The organism is Pseudoalteromonas sp. JC28 (genome assembly GCF_013319255.1).
Classification (GTDB): Bacteria; Pseudomonadota; Gammaproteobacteria; order Enterobacterales; family Alteromonadaceae; genus Pseudoalteromonas.
The window spans coordinates 519,172-535,928 of sequence record NZ_QOKX01000002.1 but is presented as its reverse complement, the minus strand read 5'-3'; the positions used below and the strand labels follow the sequence as shown (position 1 = coordinate 535,928).

Sequence of the window (16,757 nt, the reverse complement as noted above, 5' to 3'; positions counted from 1 at the left end):
TCTAACACTACGAGTGAAGTGTGGGAACATAGAGCTCGTATAATATGAAAAACTTAAGCGCGTTAATTAAAGTCACTCCATTATTAATTCCTTTTGCGGTAGTCGCTGAACCAGAAGCTATGGACGCCGACCTTTATCAGCTGTCGTTTGAAGAGCTGTTGAATGTAAACGTCTCTATCGCAACCAAAACCGATGAGACTAGAGCATCGGTTCCCTCTAGTATTACTGTCTTTAATTCAGAACAAATCAATAGCCTAGGTGTCGACAATGTTTATGATTTAATGAATTTTGTACCTGGCTTTCAATCTACTCGAGGCGATTGGGTTGGAGCCGTGCCAAAAGAGCATACCCGTGGTGTGTATCTGGATACTGGACATGTGTTAGTGATGATTGACGGGCAAAGGCTGAATGAGTCTTCATTCGGTAAAGCGTCGGTCTACACCCCGTACATTCCCATTGAAATTATCAATAAAGTTGAATTTATTAGAGGCCCGGGCTCCGCGCTTTATGGTAGCAATGCCTTTCTTGGTGTAATGAATATTATTACCAAAAAACATAGTAATCAGCTTTCTGTTGGCTATGGTGAGCATGGCAGCGCTCAAGCGGCGATCAACATTTCAAAGCAAGTGTCTAACGAAACACAGGTCTACGCTAATATTGCATTTAATAAACGCACCGGTGATAGCTATTTTGGAGGTGCCGTAAAAGACCCGTTAGAATCACTTTTTGCTGTGTTTGGCGGCAATCATCAAGCGTTAACATGGCAAGTAAGGTTTAACCGCACTCAACTTGACGAGTTTTTAAATCTTTCCCGTTATTCCCCTGAAAACGAACACAAAAGCGAGAACTATGCGGCAACATTTGAGTATCAGTGGCAAATTACTGAGTTACTCGAGTTAACCCATAAACTGAGCTTTATTGAGCATAACATTGAAAGTGCAGGGCTCATCGTTACAGCAGCAGAAATAGGTATCACGCAAGGAGGTGACTTTTTAGTTGGCCCAGCTTGGCAATCTAGAGACTTAACTTATAACCTAGATGGTGGTTATAAACAAAATGACCATTTACAATGGAATTTCGGCATTGAGTTGTCAAAGGAAGAGCAAAGTAAAGCAGGTGTAAGAACTACTTACTATGACCAAACTGCTGGTGACATAATTATTTATAACCATACCTATTTGGGTGGTGTGCAGACAATATCTGACTACGCGCCATTTTATTCGCTACGTCAGGATTTTGATTCTTATGCGGGTTATGTTCAAGCTAAGTATCGATTTAGCGAGCAACTTAGTATGTTTGCAGGAGCACGATATGACGAAGTGAAAGACATAGACGATAATTTATCGCCAAGGCTTGCATTCGTTTACGGCTACGATGAAGCAAACACTTTTAAGCTACAATATGGAGAGTCTTTTCGTACACCAGTCAGTAATGAGCTTAACTCAAACGATGACGTTACATCAGGTAATTCGAACTTAACTTCAGAATATGTAAAAACGACAGAGCTGGTCTGGCATTATCAAGACGAGTCCAAACAATTTGACGCGGTACTGTTTAACAATGAACTAGAAGATTTTATTAATCTTGTATCCATTGATGATGAGCAAGCTGAGTTTACATTTGATAATGTCTTTGAGACGAGTATGCAGGGTATTGAAGTTAATGCTAATTTTAATTTGAGTGACTCAACATGGATACAAGGTGCATACACCCATTTATTTGACGAGCCATTAAACGGCAGTTTTAAAAAGTTTGCTGCACTTGCCTTTACTCATAAAAGAGAGGCGGTAGAAGTTACTTTAAATGCAATTTGGCGAGACACAACATTGATACTTGCACCCCCAGAGTCAACTGTAGATGATTTCAAGCAGTCAAGTTACTACCTCATTGGCGGTACCGTTTCTTTTAATTTGGATAACAATACTAAAATTCAACTGAAAGCTGAAAATCTTTTTGATAAAAAATACACTGTATTTGATCCAAGATTGATTGATGGTCATGTGCCACAACAGGGCAGAAATATCATGATTCTGTTTGAATATCGCTTTGGATTTAGATGATAATTAAAACCACCATTTATGAACTAATGGTGGTTTAATTGTTTTTTTAGAAAGGATCAGGACACTTTCCTTTACAAGGGTAGCCATTCCATCTGAGGATGATATTTCGCGATGTTGAGGATGAATAACCATCGTTATCACGAACTTTAGCCATTACAACGAAAGAGTCTCCATCTTGTCCAACAAGCTCAGTGGATGAACCACTCTGTTTTACGCCATTAACCCAAAGCTCCTGAGAACCAATCGAACCATCTTTATCTCTGGCAACGATATACACATGTTTATTAGCACTACCAGCTATTGCACTATGCCAAATTTCGACCGACGGTTTATAGTCACACACAGTTTCATAAACTGCTTCCGAATGAGAAAAAGGAACATTATGTGCTGTACAAGATACTAAGTGAGTTTCTCGTAAGCGTGCCCCAGTAACTCCGGTAACCCACTGTTCTACTAATTCTTGTAGCTGAGCGCTATTTGAAGTTTGTAATGGTATATACTTGCGAATTGTAACAAAGTTATCATCCACAACATGACAACTTCCAATTCCAGAGGGACATGTGCTATAGGCATATTCACCTACGCACGAAGCTTCACCTTCATAAAAGTTTTTAGTACCTGTTTGCTCACTTCTGCAGTTAACCGGTTCATACTCTATGGCATTTGAGAGGCATGAAACACACATTAAAATTGAATAGATTATTGCTTTTATACGTTTTCCTTATTGTTTTTATATTACATACAAAAGATATCTTTTTATTTCTTAATGGTAAATATTTGGTATCTTGATTTTTTGGTTTTATAAAGTGGTGATCGAAATGGCTTTGGCTTATAAGTTAAAGAATAGAATAGGCAAGATGTTTTCAACTGGAGGCTTCTCATACCCTCTACTAGTAGGAATTTCTGGCGTTCAGGGTTCTGGTAAATCAACACTCAGCTATTCTCTTTGTAAACAACTTAGGGAAGTTGGCATTACTTGTAAGTGTGTGTCTCTTGATGATTTTTATTTAGACCCAGAAGAGCGGGCAGTGCTTGCTTCAAAGTTTCATCCGCTGTTTCAACAAAGAGGCTTGCCTGGTACACACGATCTGCAACTATTACAAGATGTTATAAGCAGGTTTAAACGCGGCGCAGCATTAATTTTACCAGTATTCGATAAATCAATAGATAGGAAGTTGCCAAAATCAACGTGGCGAAAAGTTGATGCGGGTTTACAGGTACTTATTATCGAGGGATGGTGTATGGGATTGGAGGAGCAGCCTAGCGATGAGTTAGCATCTCCCGTTAATCAATTTGAGCAAGAGTTTGATAAAGACGGTTCGTTTCGCTTAAAAGTGAATCAAATTTTATGTGAAGAGTATCAAGCTATTTTTTCACAATTAGATAGTCTCATTTATTTAAATGGAATGAGCTTCGACAGAGTATATCAGTGGCGGCTGCAACAAGAGCATGTGCTCAAAGCATCGAACGGAAAAGGGATGAGTGATGAGCAAGTTAGACAATTTATTCAGCCATTTCAACGCCTATCGGCATGGGGAATGCGAAGCTTGCCAAGAATAGCGGATATTGAAGTGTGTTTGGGTGAGAATAGAGAAGTGCTGCAAATAAACACTCAGCTTGGCGAATACACAAGCTGAGTGTAATTTTTGTTAAAGTTGATGAGTTATGCTGCTAGCTCTTCAACACCAACGATTAGCCAAGGTGCATCTCCCGTCGTTTTACGCTCTAAGTGCCATATTTCGTGGATAGGTTCCTCTTGCATGTCGCCGAGATCACGATATTTTCCAGTAAACTTAATGCTTACTTCCCAAACGTCAGGACGTGTATCAGCACGAACTAACTCAGCGTCAACAAACATCACCTCAGTGTTAACGTCACCTTGTTGCTCTCGTTCACGCTTGAACTCTTCAACCAACTCTGGGCTCAAGTATTCAGAAACCGTCGAAAAGTCGTTGTTATTCCAAGCGGTTTGGATGGTTTGATAATGCTGTCTTGCGCCTTGTAAAAAGCCATTGATGTCAAAATCTCTCGGCAAATTCATAGGCACGTTACTTGCGCCAAAACCACCGCCAATTGGTCCTTGGCTTTGAAATTGCTGTGGTGGAGTATTGTTGTAGCCACCCATAGGTGGCGCGCCGGCATAAGTTGGCTGCTGTTTTCTTGCAAGCATGCCCTTAACCAATTTGAAAATTAAAAAGGCAGCAGCGGCAAGCAGAATCATCTCAAGGAATTGGAATCCTTCAAAATCATCGCCAAGCATCGCGGCAATTAGACCACCGGCTAGTAATCCGCCGAGTACACCAGCCATAATGCCTTTTTTACTCGATTTAGGCTTTGCTGTAGATTTTGCATTTAATGCTTGTGTATCAGTTTGTTGCTTTTGCTGAGTCGTTTGCGTTTGCTGGGTTTTGCCTGAGCTCTTACTACCAAACTTCTTTCTCGCTTCAGCATTAAAACTGGCTGTAAATAAAAAAGAAACAAGGGAAAGTAACACAATGAAATGTTTCATAAAGTTCCTATATACCAAAATAACTGTCGCCATTGTAAAGAACTAACATGGCTATTTAAATAGGTATGTACCTCAATTAAATTTGTATTTTGAGAGGTTTAGTAAGGATATTGAGACACCGCCCCAAAGAGTGGGGCGGTAGCATTATAACCAGCGTAGTGAGCTTGTCACTTCTGATTGGAAGGTTTCAATTGGCGCACCTCGGTTTGCCACCAGTATAGTGTTGGCTTTACCATCATGGGCAATTAAGCCCTCAAAGCGGCTATCACCAAAACTATCTTTGCCGTCAATCGTACTTTGTTGACCTGCTGGCACGACAAAAACCGTGAGTGGACCAAATTCGGATTGCATAACCAAGTGAAGGCTTTTTTGACCTTTAAAATTACAAAATGTCGCGTAAACCACTTTACCCGGCAAGTTGTCGAACTTACCCCCAAACATCGCGAGTTTCTCATTCACGGTTTGCAGTGACACTGTTTCTTGCTTCTGCAGTGCATTTTCTTCGTAATACACATGAGCAAGCGCATGTTCACCGGTATCGACAGGGTGTCCAAAACCGCCAAAGTAAAAGACCACGGCGGCAAAAAATACACTGGCGGCAATCGCAAATGGTGCGGTAGCGCGTCTAAACCAAGACGCTTTCACCACTTTTTGTTCTTCCGTTTCAAGCTCCTTTTGTTTTGCAATTATCTTGTCAGCCAACCCCTCTGGCACATCAATATCGAGTGATTTACCCAAGAAATCGTCGAAAGCTTGCATTTCTTCAACCAGCACTTGCAACTCAGGTTGCTGTTCGGCCTGTTTTTTGACCTCTTCATCATGAGGATCAGCAACGAGGCGGCGTCGAAATTCGAGTTCATCCATTAGTTTGATGCCCCCTTTATTGGTTCATATTCAGTCGTTAAAGCGTCTTTCAGCTGGTTTCGAGCACGGTATAATCTTGTCATCACCGTGTTTTTATTCAGCTCAAGTATATCGGCGATTTCATCCCCAGAACATCCCATCACCACTTGCAGAAGCAGTGGTTCACGATATTCTGGTGCTAAGTTGGCTATTTGTCGTTGCACAACGGTTTGCTCCATTGCATCATCCAAAGCCGAACTGGTATCGTCGACCAGCGTATCTTGTTCAACCTCCGCATAGTCAAATTGCTTACGCTCAAAACGACGTGCATTCTCTCGTCTTAAAATAGTTAATAACCAAGGCTTTGCTGCATTCTCATCTTGTAATGAATCGAGTGCGCGCCAAGCCCGCAAAAAAGTTTCTTGTACTAAGTCTTCTGCTATTGTCGGATCGCCAGACAACCAATAAGCGAACTTATATAGCTCTTTGTGGTACATCCGAACCAGTGACTCGTAGTGATGTTGTTTACTGGCCATATCTATGAGACCTATCTTTTTGCAGGTTTATTTCAACAAAAACTCATTTTATTTTAGTTGATTCTGGGAGTGTATCTCACACCAAGCATAATTGATCTGTTAATTATTTACTAACAAATCTAACTCGTCTTGCAATAAAAAAGCGCCCTGAGGCGCTTATTGGTATAGATTACCTAAACTTTGGCTTTTATTTGTGTGAACAGTGCTTTTAACACTGGTTTTAATTTCACCATATAGTTGAGACAAGTCTACTTTTTCTCTATTGCCTCCATACAACGAGCTTTGCAGCGTTTGTACTTGTGCTCGCAATGAGCTGGGTTGAAGTGCTAGCCATTGTGCCATGGTGATATTTTGTTGTTTGGTGTAGTGCAGTAGCGCTTGATAAAAGCCCGCTGGGTTATCTTGCTTAACCGCTTTTTCAAACGAAATAAAAGGTGCTGAATTTTCATCAGTGACCGTATTTACTATGGGGCTTGCGGTCGGTTTTGTTCTTAGACGCCATATTAGTAATGTTATTAGCCATAATGCGTATCCGAAAGCGGCGAGTCCCCACATCCACAGCGGGATAATTTGTTCTGTGACCACGTTGGTTTGCGTAGCCGTTGATGGATTTACGCTTGGGCTTGAAAGCGGCTGCTGGATTGGAGCGGTCTGTGGTAAGGCTGGCTGGTTTGGATCGAGAATCACGCTGACAGACTTACTTGGTAATGTCGCAAACTCTTCACGTTTAGTGATGGTGTTAAACCAAGGTAGTTTTACTTCGGGCAGAGTAAAATCACCGGCGAGTTGCGGTAGGTAAGCAAAAGAAATGGTTAACTGTGAGATGACTTTTCCATCTCGGGTAATTTGCTTACGCTCTGACGCGTCTGGATAAATTCTAAACCCATTAACGTCTTCAAGCTGAATGTCAGGGAGCTGCTCTTTAGTAACACCTACTGCTGTGAGTGTTAGTGTTCGCGTGATGGGCGTCCCAACCATAAACTCGGTATCTTTGGGCTGCCATTCTTCAGAAAAATTCAAATACTCACTGGGCAGCCAGTTATCAGCAGCGTTAGCTGGAATTGGAGATACTGAAAAGTCAATGGTATTGCCAACCGCAGAAGTCGCCATTCTACGATAGCCATCTCTGATCTGGCCGTTGAAGATAGGTGGTTCAATAGTGAAATTGCCACTCTTTTGCGGTTGGATCATGTATTCTCGGGTGAGCACCATGTAGCGTCGGCCGTCAATAACTTCGTATTCTTCATTAGCTTTGCCCAATTGTGTGAAGTTAGCACCATCTGAGATTGGGGCACTCAGTTGGCCATCTAGTAGTTCCTTTCCTACATAGAGCTTAACGGTATAAAGCGCAGCCTGTTGAACATAGAGATTTTTTGTCTTGAGTTCGGTTTTTACGAATATATCTTCACTTTGCTGCTCATCATCACGAGCAACAACTTTGATTTCGATCGGCTGGGTCGTTTCACCATCTACCTCTAACGAAGGAATGGTGTAAGTACCCGGAGTGCGAGCAACGAGCTGCATTTGCCAGGTAGTGGAGCTTGAAACACTACCATTAATGATACTGGTTCTAGAGCTGGTATTCACCGGGCTGGTGATAAAGTCGTTACTAAGCACAGAAACATCAGGAATAGTGCCTTTGACTTTGCCCTCAGCGATAATCGACAACGTGAAATATTCACCTGCGAGCACTGGGTTTTTGTCTACGCTGGCTGTGAGATTTTCCAATGCCAACGAGGCGTGGCTTAATATCAACAAAGACAGAAAAAATAGAATGCGTTTTACCATGATTTTTCAGCTCCTCTTGGTAGACGTCTTTGTTTGCGTTGTTGTGCTTCTAGTTGCATTTTATTTCTCAATAATATGGCCGGATCATCGGGTACTTTTCTAAGCAGTTGATTAAGCTGTTGCGCTTTCTCTATTTCTTCAGGGGTAAGTGGCCGACTATCTTGCATCATTGCAGCCTGTGCCTTTTCTTCATCCTGCGGTGGTTGCTCGGGATCGGGCGTAGGTGCGGCTTGCGCTTGCTGTTGTTTTTGCTCTTGAGTTTGTTCCTCGGCTGCTTGCTGGTCTTGGCGGGCAGCATCTAGCTCTGGCTCGTTGTTGTTTTGTTCTGACTCACTTCCTGCTTGTGAATTCTGTTGGTCTTGCTGACCTTGTTGGTCTTGCTGACCTTGTTGGTCTTGCTGACCTTGTTGGTCCTGCTGACCTTGTTGGTCCTGCTGACCTTGTTGGTCTTGCTGACTTTGTTGGTCTTGCTGACTTTGTTGGTCTTGCTGACTTTGTTGGTCTTGCTGACTTTGTTGGTCTTGCTGACTTTGTTGGTCTTGCTGACTTTGTTGGTCTTGCTGACTTTGTTGGTCTTGCTGACCTTGTTGGTCTTGCTGACCTTGTTGGTCTTGCTGACTTTGTTGGTCCTGCTGATTTTGCTGCTCTTGCTGGTCCTTTAACGCTTCGACTAGCGCTTTATTATCCTTCGCTTGCGTAAACTCAGGATCTAAGGATAAGGCTTTTTCGTAAGCAGAAATCGCGTCGTCTAACTTACCAAGCCGTGCTAGCGCATTGCCCAAATTGTATTGGCCTTCTGCTGAGCTTGTTTGCTCGAGTGTTTTTACTGCTCCTTCGTAATCTCCGGCTTTATAAAGGGCTGCGCCTTTTAGTACCGGATTATCGGCAAGCGCGGCCTCATCAAACGCTTCATTTTGGTAGGCCTGCAGCGCGTTTTGGTCGCTATTTTTAAACCACTGTGTCCATTCATTCGCCAGCGCTTTTTGCTGCGGCAACATCGCAAAAACAACCAAAGCACTGAGCATAACTGCGTGATTTCGAACCAATAGCAGTGCGAGTGGAATAAGTACAATCAACAGATATATTCCCGCATCTACTCGCCACTTAGCACTTTCTTGGTCGCGTTTAAGCACCGATGTATTTGCACCCAAATTTGGCTTAAATGTCTCTATGTCACTGCTGTCAGCAGTATAGCTGGCAAATTTTCCACCCTTAACTCTAGCGAGTTTTTCAAGTCGAGTCGGGAATAACTTTGGTACGACTATCTGACCATATTGGTCTTTTAAAAAGCCGCCTTCAGGTAATTTGATTGGTGCGCCTTGCGCCGTACCTAAGGCATAGATACTTAGCTTAAATGGGCTGTCAGAAAGGAGGCTTTGCACATCTTCAGCGTCTTCTTGCTCAAATCCATCGGTTACCAAAATAATGTCACCATAGGTAGCACTTGCACCTGTTAACAAGCTAACGGCTTCTTCGATGCCTGCATACACGTTTGAGCCTTTTGAGGGCATGATCTCTGGACGAAGGCTCGGGATCAAATTCTCAAGTGTGGTGACGTCCGTTGTGAGTGGCGACACGGTAAATGCATCACCTGCATAGGCAACTAAACCCGTCTCGCCTTCTTTAAAAAGCTTGAGCATATCTAAAGTTTTAAATCTCGCTTGTGTTAAGCGGTTTGGCGCGAGATCGGTTGAGTACATAGAATAAGACATATCGAGCACTAACACTCTAGGTGCTTGAGTTTTAAATACTGGTACTTCTTGTTTTTCAATACTTGGTCCCGCAACCGCAATAATGGCCAACAAAAAGAACACAATACTAAGCCAAGAGTTACTTTGTTTTTGGTGTTTTTGACCACTGGATCCCATCACCACCTTCATCAGGTGCGGTGCGATAAGTTGCGCTGATTTTTGATTGGACTTTTTAGACCATTGCAGTGCACTGTATATCACCCAAGGAACAAGTAACCAAAGCAGATGTGGGCGAATAAATTCAAATTCCATATATTTACCCTCTTAATTTTGTTCTTAATACGAGACTTAGCTGAGCCACAAAAAGCAAGCCGAGTATCGCGAGGAGAGGAATATAAAACAGTGAAATCTTAGGACGGAAAGTCTGTGTTTCATCACTTATCGGTTCTAGCTCATCGAGCATAGCGTAGATCTGTTGTAGGCCTTCCACGTCTTTTGCACGAAAATATTGCCCACCAGTTTCTTTGGCGATATGTTGCAACGTTTTCTCGTCGATACTACTACCAGCCATAGAGTTAAAACCAAATAAACCAAAACCGCGTCTGCCATCAGAGCCAACGCCAACAGTATAAATCTTTATGCCTTCTTCTCGGGCTAAGATCAGTGCTTCTTCTGGTTGAAGGTTGCCCGCGGTGTTTTGACCATCGGTCAGCAAAATCAAGATTTTGTTACTTTGTTCACGTTCGCCAAAACGTTTTACCGACAAACCAATAGCATCGCCAATTGCTGTGGCGCGTCCAACTAAACCAATTTGTGCCTCACTAAGCATTTGACTAACCGTCGCTAAATCTCGGGTGAGTGGTGTTTGCAAAAATGCGGTGTCACCAAAAAGAATAAGTCCCAGACGATCTCCTTGGCGCGCTTCGATAAAGTCGCTAACAACGGCTTTGACGACAGACAATCTGTCCACTAAGCGACCTTGGTATTCCATATCTTGCTCTGTCATTGAAGCCGATAAGTCAACGGCAAGCATAATATCGCGTCCCTCGTTTGGCACAACGATTGGGTCGTCAAGCCAAGTCGGGTTTGCCGCTGCGGTTACCAGTAGTAGCCAGACGAGTGTTTCCACTAGGCTTACTTTTGCGCGCTTATTGAGTTGATTTGTGCTCGCGAGTTGTAACTTTGCGGCACTTGGCATACGAATATTAATGTTGGTCTGCGCGATACTCGGTTTAAACTTCGCAATTAGCCAAGGCAGAGGTAACAATAAAAAGGCAAGGGGCCAACTAAACTCAAACATCGAGACGCTCCTTCACTTTGAAGGTATTAATCGCACGACATAGTTTATCGCTGAGTGCGGGGTCTTGAGTCGGAGCATATAACGAGTCGAGCTCTTGCTGAGTGAGTTCAACGCGCGTAAGTCTTGCTTGCAGCGTTAACCATGCTTGGCCCGATCTACTCGCAGCGGTATCACCGTAATAATGTTTTACTAAACGCTTGAGTATGGTGTGTAATGCTTGGGCATTATCCTGCGAATGACTCAGTTTTATGGCTTCCTTTTTTGCCTTTAAAAATTGCTGGCGACGATATAATAGCCAACACGTAGCCGCAAATATTGTGAGTAGAACACAAATGGCTCCCCACATTGGATAAGAAAGTGGCCACCAGCTCACGCTTTGAGGGATGACCACATCATTAAGCTGGTCGAGTGGATTGACTTGCATTTAACCCCTCATGATTTGTAATTCGATTGGTAATGACGCGTCGTACTTTTGTAACGACATACCAGAGCGCTTAAGTAGCGCTAATCTTCGATTGAAAAAGTCAGACGCATTTTGCGAGAATTTGTCTCTAAATTGCTTGTCCATCAAGGGCAATGTCCAGTTTTGTTCACCAGCAGAGACCTCAATTGCTTGACTGTATTCAGGCAGATGATGCTCAAAAGGATCGCTTACCATACAACCAATGACTTCGTTATGGCGAGTGGCTCGCTCTAGCAATTTAAAGCTTTCATCATTCAACTCCGTAAAGTCCGAAATGAGATAAATCAGGCTGCCAGGTTTGGCTAGATGCACAAGTCGTTTTAAATTCTCATTGAAACGATCCCCCGAGGGGTGAGTCTCTTTTTGAATTAATGCTTGTTCGTGTAGGGCACAAAACTGATGAGCTAGCGCAAGCACTCCACGGTCGCGAGCAATCGGTTTTAGCTCGTGGTGATTGCTGTCATTAAATACCACACCACCAACACGGTCGCCGCGTTGGCATGCAGCCCAAGACACCAAAATGCCTAAGTGCGCCGCAAGCACCGACTTAAGTAACAGCTTTGAACCAAATAGCATGCTTGAGGAAAAGTCACAAAATACAAAAACGGGGCGCTCTTTCTCTTCTTGAAAGAGTTTCGTGTGTGCTTCACCGGTACGCGCGGTAACTCGCCAGTCAATCGCACGAATATCATCACCATATTGGTATTGTCTGACTTCAGCGAACTCCATACCTCGACCTTTATGCGGTGCAAGGTATTGACCTGATTGAGCACTTTTCACTTTTCCTCTCGGTTTAAGCGAAAGTAAATGCGCTTTGGACTTATAAAAAAGTAGCTCTTTCAGGCTGAGTTCGACACCATTACTGTGGCTTTCATTAAACCAGCTGGCCGAGTTAAACTGCTTGATGTCGTTCATAGTATTATGGAACAGCAACCAATTCTAAAATCTTACTGATCACCTGATCTTTGGTGATCCCATCGGCCTGTGCTTCATAACTCAGCACGATACGGTGGCGTAGCACGTTATGCACCACAGCTTGAATATCTTCTGGTGTGACAAAGTCTCTGCCTTGTAGCCAAGCATGAGCACGAGAACATTTATCAAGCGCAATTGTAGCTCGAGGGCTCGCACCATAATCAATCCAGCTTGCAAGCGTTGCATCAAAGCGTTGTGGCTGTCTGGTCGCAATAATTAATTGTACAAGATATTGCTCCAGAGGCTCAGCAAGGTGCATGCTTAGTACGGTTTTACGGGCCTCAAATAGGGTTGCTTGACTAATAGGTGTGAAGGTCGCTTGGTACTCCTCCAACGCCTCGCCACGAGTGAGGCGCAAAATATCTACCTCGGTTTCTGCATCCGGATAATCGATATTCAGATGGAGTAAAAAGCGGTCAAGCTGCGCTTCCGGTAGCGGGTATGTACCTTCTTGTTCAAGCGGGTTTTGCGTTGCCATTACCATAAATAGCTCAGGTAACGGATACGTTGTTTTGCCAACGGTTATTTGGCGTTCGGCCATTGCTTCTAGTAGCGCTGATTGCACTTTGGCTGGCGCTCGGTTGATTTCGTCAGCCAAAATCAAATGATGAAAAAGCGGGCCTTTCTCAAATACAAATTCATTGGTTTGTTGGCGATAGATATCTGTACCAGTTACATCAGAAGGCAATAAATCAGGGGTAAATTGGACGCGTTGAAAGCTCCCTTCAATGCCTTTAGCCAGCGCATTTACGGCACGGGTCTTAGCTAGACCTGGGGGGCCTTCAACCAATAAATGACCATCTGCTAAAAGCGCGATAAGCAAGGATTCGGTCAGTGCACTTTGCCCTAAAATTTGGGTGTCTAAATATTCTTTTAGTTGAGAAAACTCGTTTACTGCCATGAGACTGCCTTTTAAGCCGACAAAAATAAAAATAGTTATATGGACGCTGAATGAATAATCAAGTTGATTAGACCCATAATTTTAGAAAAGTTCATAAATTTTAAATAACAATTTCAAATACTTTGAGATTGCTTGAAAAAGCATCTAAAGTTGGTTTTCACGGTTTAAAAAGCAGCCATTTCGTGCTTTGCTATTGGCAACTTCGATTTGGTTGTTTAGAATCGGAGGAAATTAACAGGTCAGACCTGTCAGCGGGAGAGCAAAATTCATGTCTGAACAAAACATACTAAAAACATCAAAAGGCGACCGAATCGCTATCGTGAGCGGCCTGCGTACGCCATTCGCAAAGCAAGCTACCGCTTTTCACCACGTTCCAGCCCTAGATTTAGGCAAAATCGTCGTCAACGAAATGCTTGAGCGTTTGAACTTCGATCGTAAAGAAATCGACCAACTGGTATTCGGCCAAGTTGTACAAATGCCGGAAGCACCAAACATTGCGCGTGAAATTGTGCTTGGCACTGGCATGCCAGTTTCTGTTGATGCTTACTCTGTATCACGTGCATGCGCAACCAGTTTCCAGGCGATTGCTAACGTTGCAGAGAGCATTATTTCAGGCCAAGTGAGTGTCGGTGTTGCTGGTGGTGCGGATTCTTCATCAGTGTTACCGATTGGCGTGAGCAAAAAGCTTGCAGGTAGCCTTGTTGACTTGAACAAAGCACGTACGCTTAAGCAGCGTTTACAGATTTTCTCAAAGCTAAGACTCAAAGACTTACTGCCAGTGCCACCGGCAGTTGCGGAATATTCAACTGGCTTATCAATGGGGCAAACCGCTGAGCAAATGGCTAAGACTCACGGGATCAGCCGTGCAGATCAAGATGCGATGGCGCACCGTTCACATACCTTAGCTGCAAAAGCATGGTCGGAAAGCTTATTAAACAATGAAGTGATGGCTGCCCATGTTGAGCCATACAAAAGCTTTATTGATAAAGATAATAACATCCGTGAAAACTCCTCATTGGAAAGCTACGCCAAGTTAAAGCCTGTATTTGACAGACAGCACGGCTCAGTAACTGCAGCAAATGCAACGCCACTTACTGATGGTGCAGCGGCAGTATTAATGATGAGCGAAAGCAAAGCCAAAGCGCTTGGCTACGATATCTTAGGTTATGTGCGTAGTTTCGCCTTCTCTGCAATCGGCGTACACGAAGATATGTTGATGGGTCCTGCACATTCAACGCCTGTAGCACTTGACCGAGCGGGTATTACCCTTGCTGATCTTGACCTGATAGAAATGCATGAAGCTTTCGCAGCGCAAGCGCTGTCCAATATGAAAATGTTTGGCTCAGACAAATTCGCGCAAGAAAAACTTGGTCGCAGTAAAGCAATTGGCGAAATCGACATGGATAAGTTTAACGTGCTTGGTGGTTCACTTGCATATGGTCACCCATTCGCAGCAACCGGTGCACGCTTGATCACGCAAAGCTTACATGAGCTTAAACGCCGCGGCGGTGGTCTTGCATTGACAACTGCCTGTGCTGCAGGTGGTCTTGGAGCCGCATTCGTATTGGAGAGCGCATAATGTCAGTATTTTCTTATGAATTAAACGACCATAAAGTCGCCATCGTTACAATCGACGTACCGGGCGAAAAAATGAACACCCTACGTGATACATTTGCTGATGAATTATTAGAGATCATCGCAAAGAGTAAGCAAGACGACGTAACGGGTATGGTTTTTATCAGTGGTAAAGACGATAACTTTATCGCGGGTGCAGACATTAAAATGCTAGACAGCGCTAAAACCCGTGATGATGCGCTCGCGATTTCGGAAATGTGTCATAAAACCTTCTTTAAATTGGCTGATTTACCATTCCCGACCGTTGCTGCGATCCACGGTGTAGCACTGGGTGGCGGCTTGGAGTTTGCGCTGGCTTGTGATTACCGTGTATGTACTGAAGACAGCAAGACTAAACTGGGTCTTCCAGAAGTACAGCTTGGTCTATTGCCAGGTGGTGGCGGTACACAGCGTCTACCGAAATTAGTTGGTATTCAAAAAGCACTTGAATGGATGCTAACTGGTAAACAAGTTCGACCTAAGCAAGCGAAAAAAGCGGGCTTAGTTGACGATTCCGTGCCGCACAGTATTTTACTCGACGTAGCGGTGAAGCTTGCCAGAAAAGGTAAGCCTAAGCCTCGCAAACCGAATTTAGACAAAATTAGCCAATTGCTAGAGTCTAACCCGTTCGGACGCAATATCATTTTCAAAAAAGCACAAGAAAATGTTGAGAAGAAAACGGGTGGTCACTATCCAGCGCCGCTCGCTATCATCAAAGCGGTACGTGCATCTGTAGAGCTGGACAAGCTTAAAGGTTATAAAACCGAAGCCGAGGGTTTTGCTGATTTAGTGATGTCTGAAGTATCGCGCTCGCTACGTGGGATTTTCTTTGCCACAACGGAAATGAAAAAGGATTTCCAAGGTGAAGATCTTGCTCCTGTGAAGCGTGTTGCAGTGCTAGGTGGTGGCTTAATGGGCGCAGGTATTACCCATGTTAGTGCGGTTAAAGCAGGCACTCCAGTACGTATTAAAGATGTTGCGCATCAGGGCATTAGCAACGCATTAAATTACAGCTATAAGATCCTAACGCAACGCCAAAAGCGCCGTATTATTTCAAAGGCAGAGATGCAGTCAACTTTGAATATGATCACGGGGACAACAGATTACTCTGGTTTTAAACACACAGACATGGTGATTGAAGCTGTATTTGAAGACTTAGACCTGAAACAGTCGATGGTAGCGGATATTGAACGCGAATGCAGTGAGAGTACGATATTTGCAAGTAATACGTCATCATTACCAATCGGCCAAATCGCGGCAAAAGCAACGCGTCCTGAAAACGTAATTGGTTTGCATTATTTCTCGCCAGTAGAAAAAATGCCGCTGGTGGAGATCATTCCGCACGATACCACCAGTGATGAGGTTATTGCGCGCACTGTGGCGTTTGCTCGCAAGCAGGGGAAAACCCCAATCGTAGTAAAAGACAAAGCTGGTTTTTACGTAAACCGTATTCTGGCTCCTTATGTCAACGAAGCGGCAAATCTTTTGCTTGCCGGTGAGCCGATAGAGAAAATCGATCAAGCCTTGGTTGAGTTTGGTTTCCCTGTTGGTCCTCTTGCGCTTCTTGATGAAGTAGGTGTAGACATTGGCTCTAAGATTGCGCCAATCCTAGAAAAAGAATTAGGTGCTCGCTTTAAGGCGCCGGATGCTTTTGCACGTATGATAGATAGCAAACGTCTTGGTCGCAAATCTGGTCGTGGTTTCTACACCTATGAAGGTAAAAAAGGCAAGCAAGTGGACGAGTCAGTTTATGAGTTACTCGGGGTCACGCCTTCTCCTAAATTGAATAAACAAGAAATTGCGAACCGCTGCGTTGCACAGATGCTCAATGAGGCTGCTCGCTGTCTTGATGAAGGTATTATTCGTAATGCAAGAGATGGTGATATCGGTGCTATTTTTGGCATTGGTTTCCCACCATTCTTGGGCGGCCCATTTAGTTATATGGACAAAAAAGGTGCCAATAAGGTGTGCTCAGAGTTATCAACATACGCTGCTGATAACCCTGCATTTACACCTGCGGAGCCGCTACTTGCAATGGCTGAAGAAGGCAAAGCTTATTACGAGTAACGATACCAAT

14 protein-coding genes are annotated in these 16,757 nt (G+C 43.7%); 4 read left to right on the top strand and 10 right to left on the bottom strand.

From position 1 onward, the window contains the following. Positions 1-44: 44 nt before the first annotated feature. The gene (locus tag DS891_RS07545; RefSeq protein WP_174169378.1) at positions 45-2,060 is read left to right on the top strand and encodes a TonB-dependent siderophore receptor; all 2,016 of its coding nucleotides are present in this window, start codon (positions 45-47) and stop codon (positions 2,058-2,060) included. A 46-nt stretch (positions 2,061-2,106) separates the two neighbouring features. Here DS891_RS07545 and DS891_RS07540 read toward each other — a convergent pair whose 3' ends face one another. Then, a complete protein-coding gene (locus DS891_RS07540) occupies positions 2,107-2,745 on the bottom strand; it encodes a hypothetical protein (protein WP_174169377.1) in 639 nt (212 codons plus the stop codon). Positions 2,746-2,917: 172 nt separating this feature from the next. On the opposite strand from DS891_RS07540, the gene DS891_RS07535 reads away from it, so the two are divergent. After that, positions 2,918-3,697, top strand: coding sequence for a kinase (locus tag DS891_RS07535; protein ID WP_174169376.1), 780 nt, complete (start codon positions 2,918-2,920; stop codon positions 3,695-3,697). A 26-nt stretch (positions 3,698-3,723) separates the two neighbouring features. Here DS891_RS07535 and DS891_RS07530 read toward each other — a convergent pair whose 3' ends face one another. From DS891_RS07530 to DS891_RS07490, 9 genes are all read right to left on the bottom strand, one after another. Next, positions 3,724-4,569 (bottom strand): Tim44 domain-containing protein, encoded by an 846-nt coding sequence (locus tag DS891_RS07530; protein WP_174169375.1) that lies wholly within the window; start codon positions 4,567-4,569, stop codon positions 3,724-3,726. Positions 4,570-4,713: 144 nt separating this feature from the next. After that, a complete protein-coding gene (locus DS891_RS07525; protein ID WP_010605215.1) occupies positions 4,714-5,433 on the bottom strand; it encodes a DUF3379 family protein in 720 nt (239 codons plus the stop codon). Then, positions 5,433-5,948 (bottom strand): sigma-70 family RNA polymerase sigma factor, encoded by a 516-nt coding sequence (locus DS891_RS07520; RefSeq protein WP_010605216.1) that lies wholly within the window; start codon positions 5,946-5,948, stop codon positions 5,433-5,435. The genes DS891_RS07525 and DS891_RS07520 overlap by 1 nt, the downstream gene beginning before the upstream one ends. Positions 5,949-6,104: 156 nt before the next feature. Continuing rightward, on the bottom strand, positions 6,105-7,736 hold the full coding sequence (locus DS891_RS07515) for a BatD family protein (protein ID WP_174169374.1): 1,632 nt from the start codon (positions 7,734-7,736) through the stop codon (positions 6,105-6,107). After that, entirely contained in the window at positions 7,730-9,739 is a 2,010-nt protein-coding gene (locus DS891_RS07510; RefSeq protein ID WP_174169373.1) for a VWA domain-containing protein, read from the bottom strand. Before DS891_RS07510 ends, DS891_RS07515 begins: the two co-directional genes overlap by 7 nt. Before the next feature lie 4 nt (positions 9,740-9,743). Then, positions 9,744-10,727 carry a VWA domain-containing protein gene (locus tag DS891_RS07505; protein ID WP_102057908.1) on the bottom strand — a complete coding sequence of 328 codons (984 nt, stop codon included), beginning with the start codon at positions 10,725-10,727 and terminating at the stop codon, positions 9,744-9,746. Then, positions 10,720-11,151, bottom strand: a complete 432-nt coding sequence (locus DS891_RS07500) for a DUF4381 domain-containing protein (protein ID WP_174169372.1) — start codon at positions 11,149-11,151, stop codon at positions 10,720-10,722. Before DS891_RS07500 ends, DS891_RS07505 begins: the two co-directional genes overlap by 8 nt. Next, the gene (locus DS891_RS07495) at positions 11,152-12,105 is read right to left on the bottom strand and encodes a DUF58 domain-containing protein (RefSeq protein WP_010605221.1); all 954 of its coding nucleotides are present in this window, start codon (positions 12,103-12,105) and stop codon (positions 11,152-11,154) included. Between the two features lie 4 nt (positions 12,106-12,109). Next, the gene (locus DS891_RS07490; protein ID WP_010377722.1) at positions 12,110-13,066 is read right to left on the bottom strand and encodes a MoxR family ATPase; all 957 of its coding nucleotides are present in this window, start codon (positions 13,064-13,066) and stop codon (positions 12,110-12,112) included. A 268-nt stretch (positions 13,067-13,334) separates the two neighbouring features. Here DS891_RS07490 and fadI point away from each other — a divergent pair, with 268 nt between their 5' ends. Both fadI and fadJ read left to right on the top strand, forming a co-directional pair. Further along, positions 13,335-14,645 carry an acetyl-CoA C-acyltransferase FadI gene (gene fadI / locus DS891_RS07485; RefSeq protein WP_174169371.1) on the top strand — a complete coding sequence of 437 codons (1,311 nt, stop codon included), beginning with the start codon at positions 13,335-13,337 and terminating at the stop codon, positions 14,643-14,645. Beyond that, positions 14,645-16,747: a fatty acid oxidation complex subunit alpha FadJ gene (gene fadJ, locus DS891_RS07480; protein WP_174169370.1), complete on the top strand. Its 2,103-nt coding sequence runs from the start codon at positions 14,645-14,647 to the stop codon at positions 16,745-16,747. Before fadI ends, fadJ begins: the two co-directional genes overlap by 1 nt. Positions 16,748-16,757 lie beyond the last annotated feature (10 nt).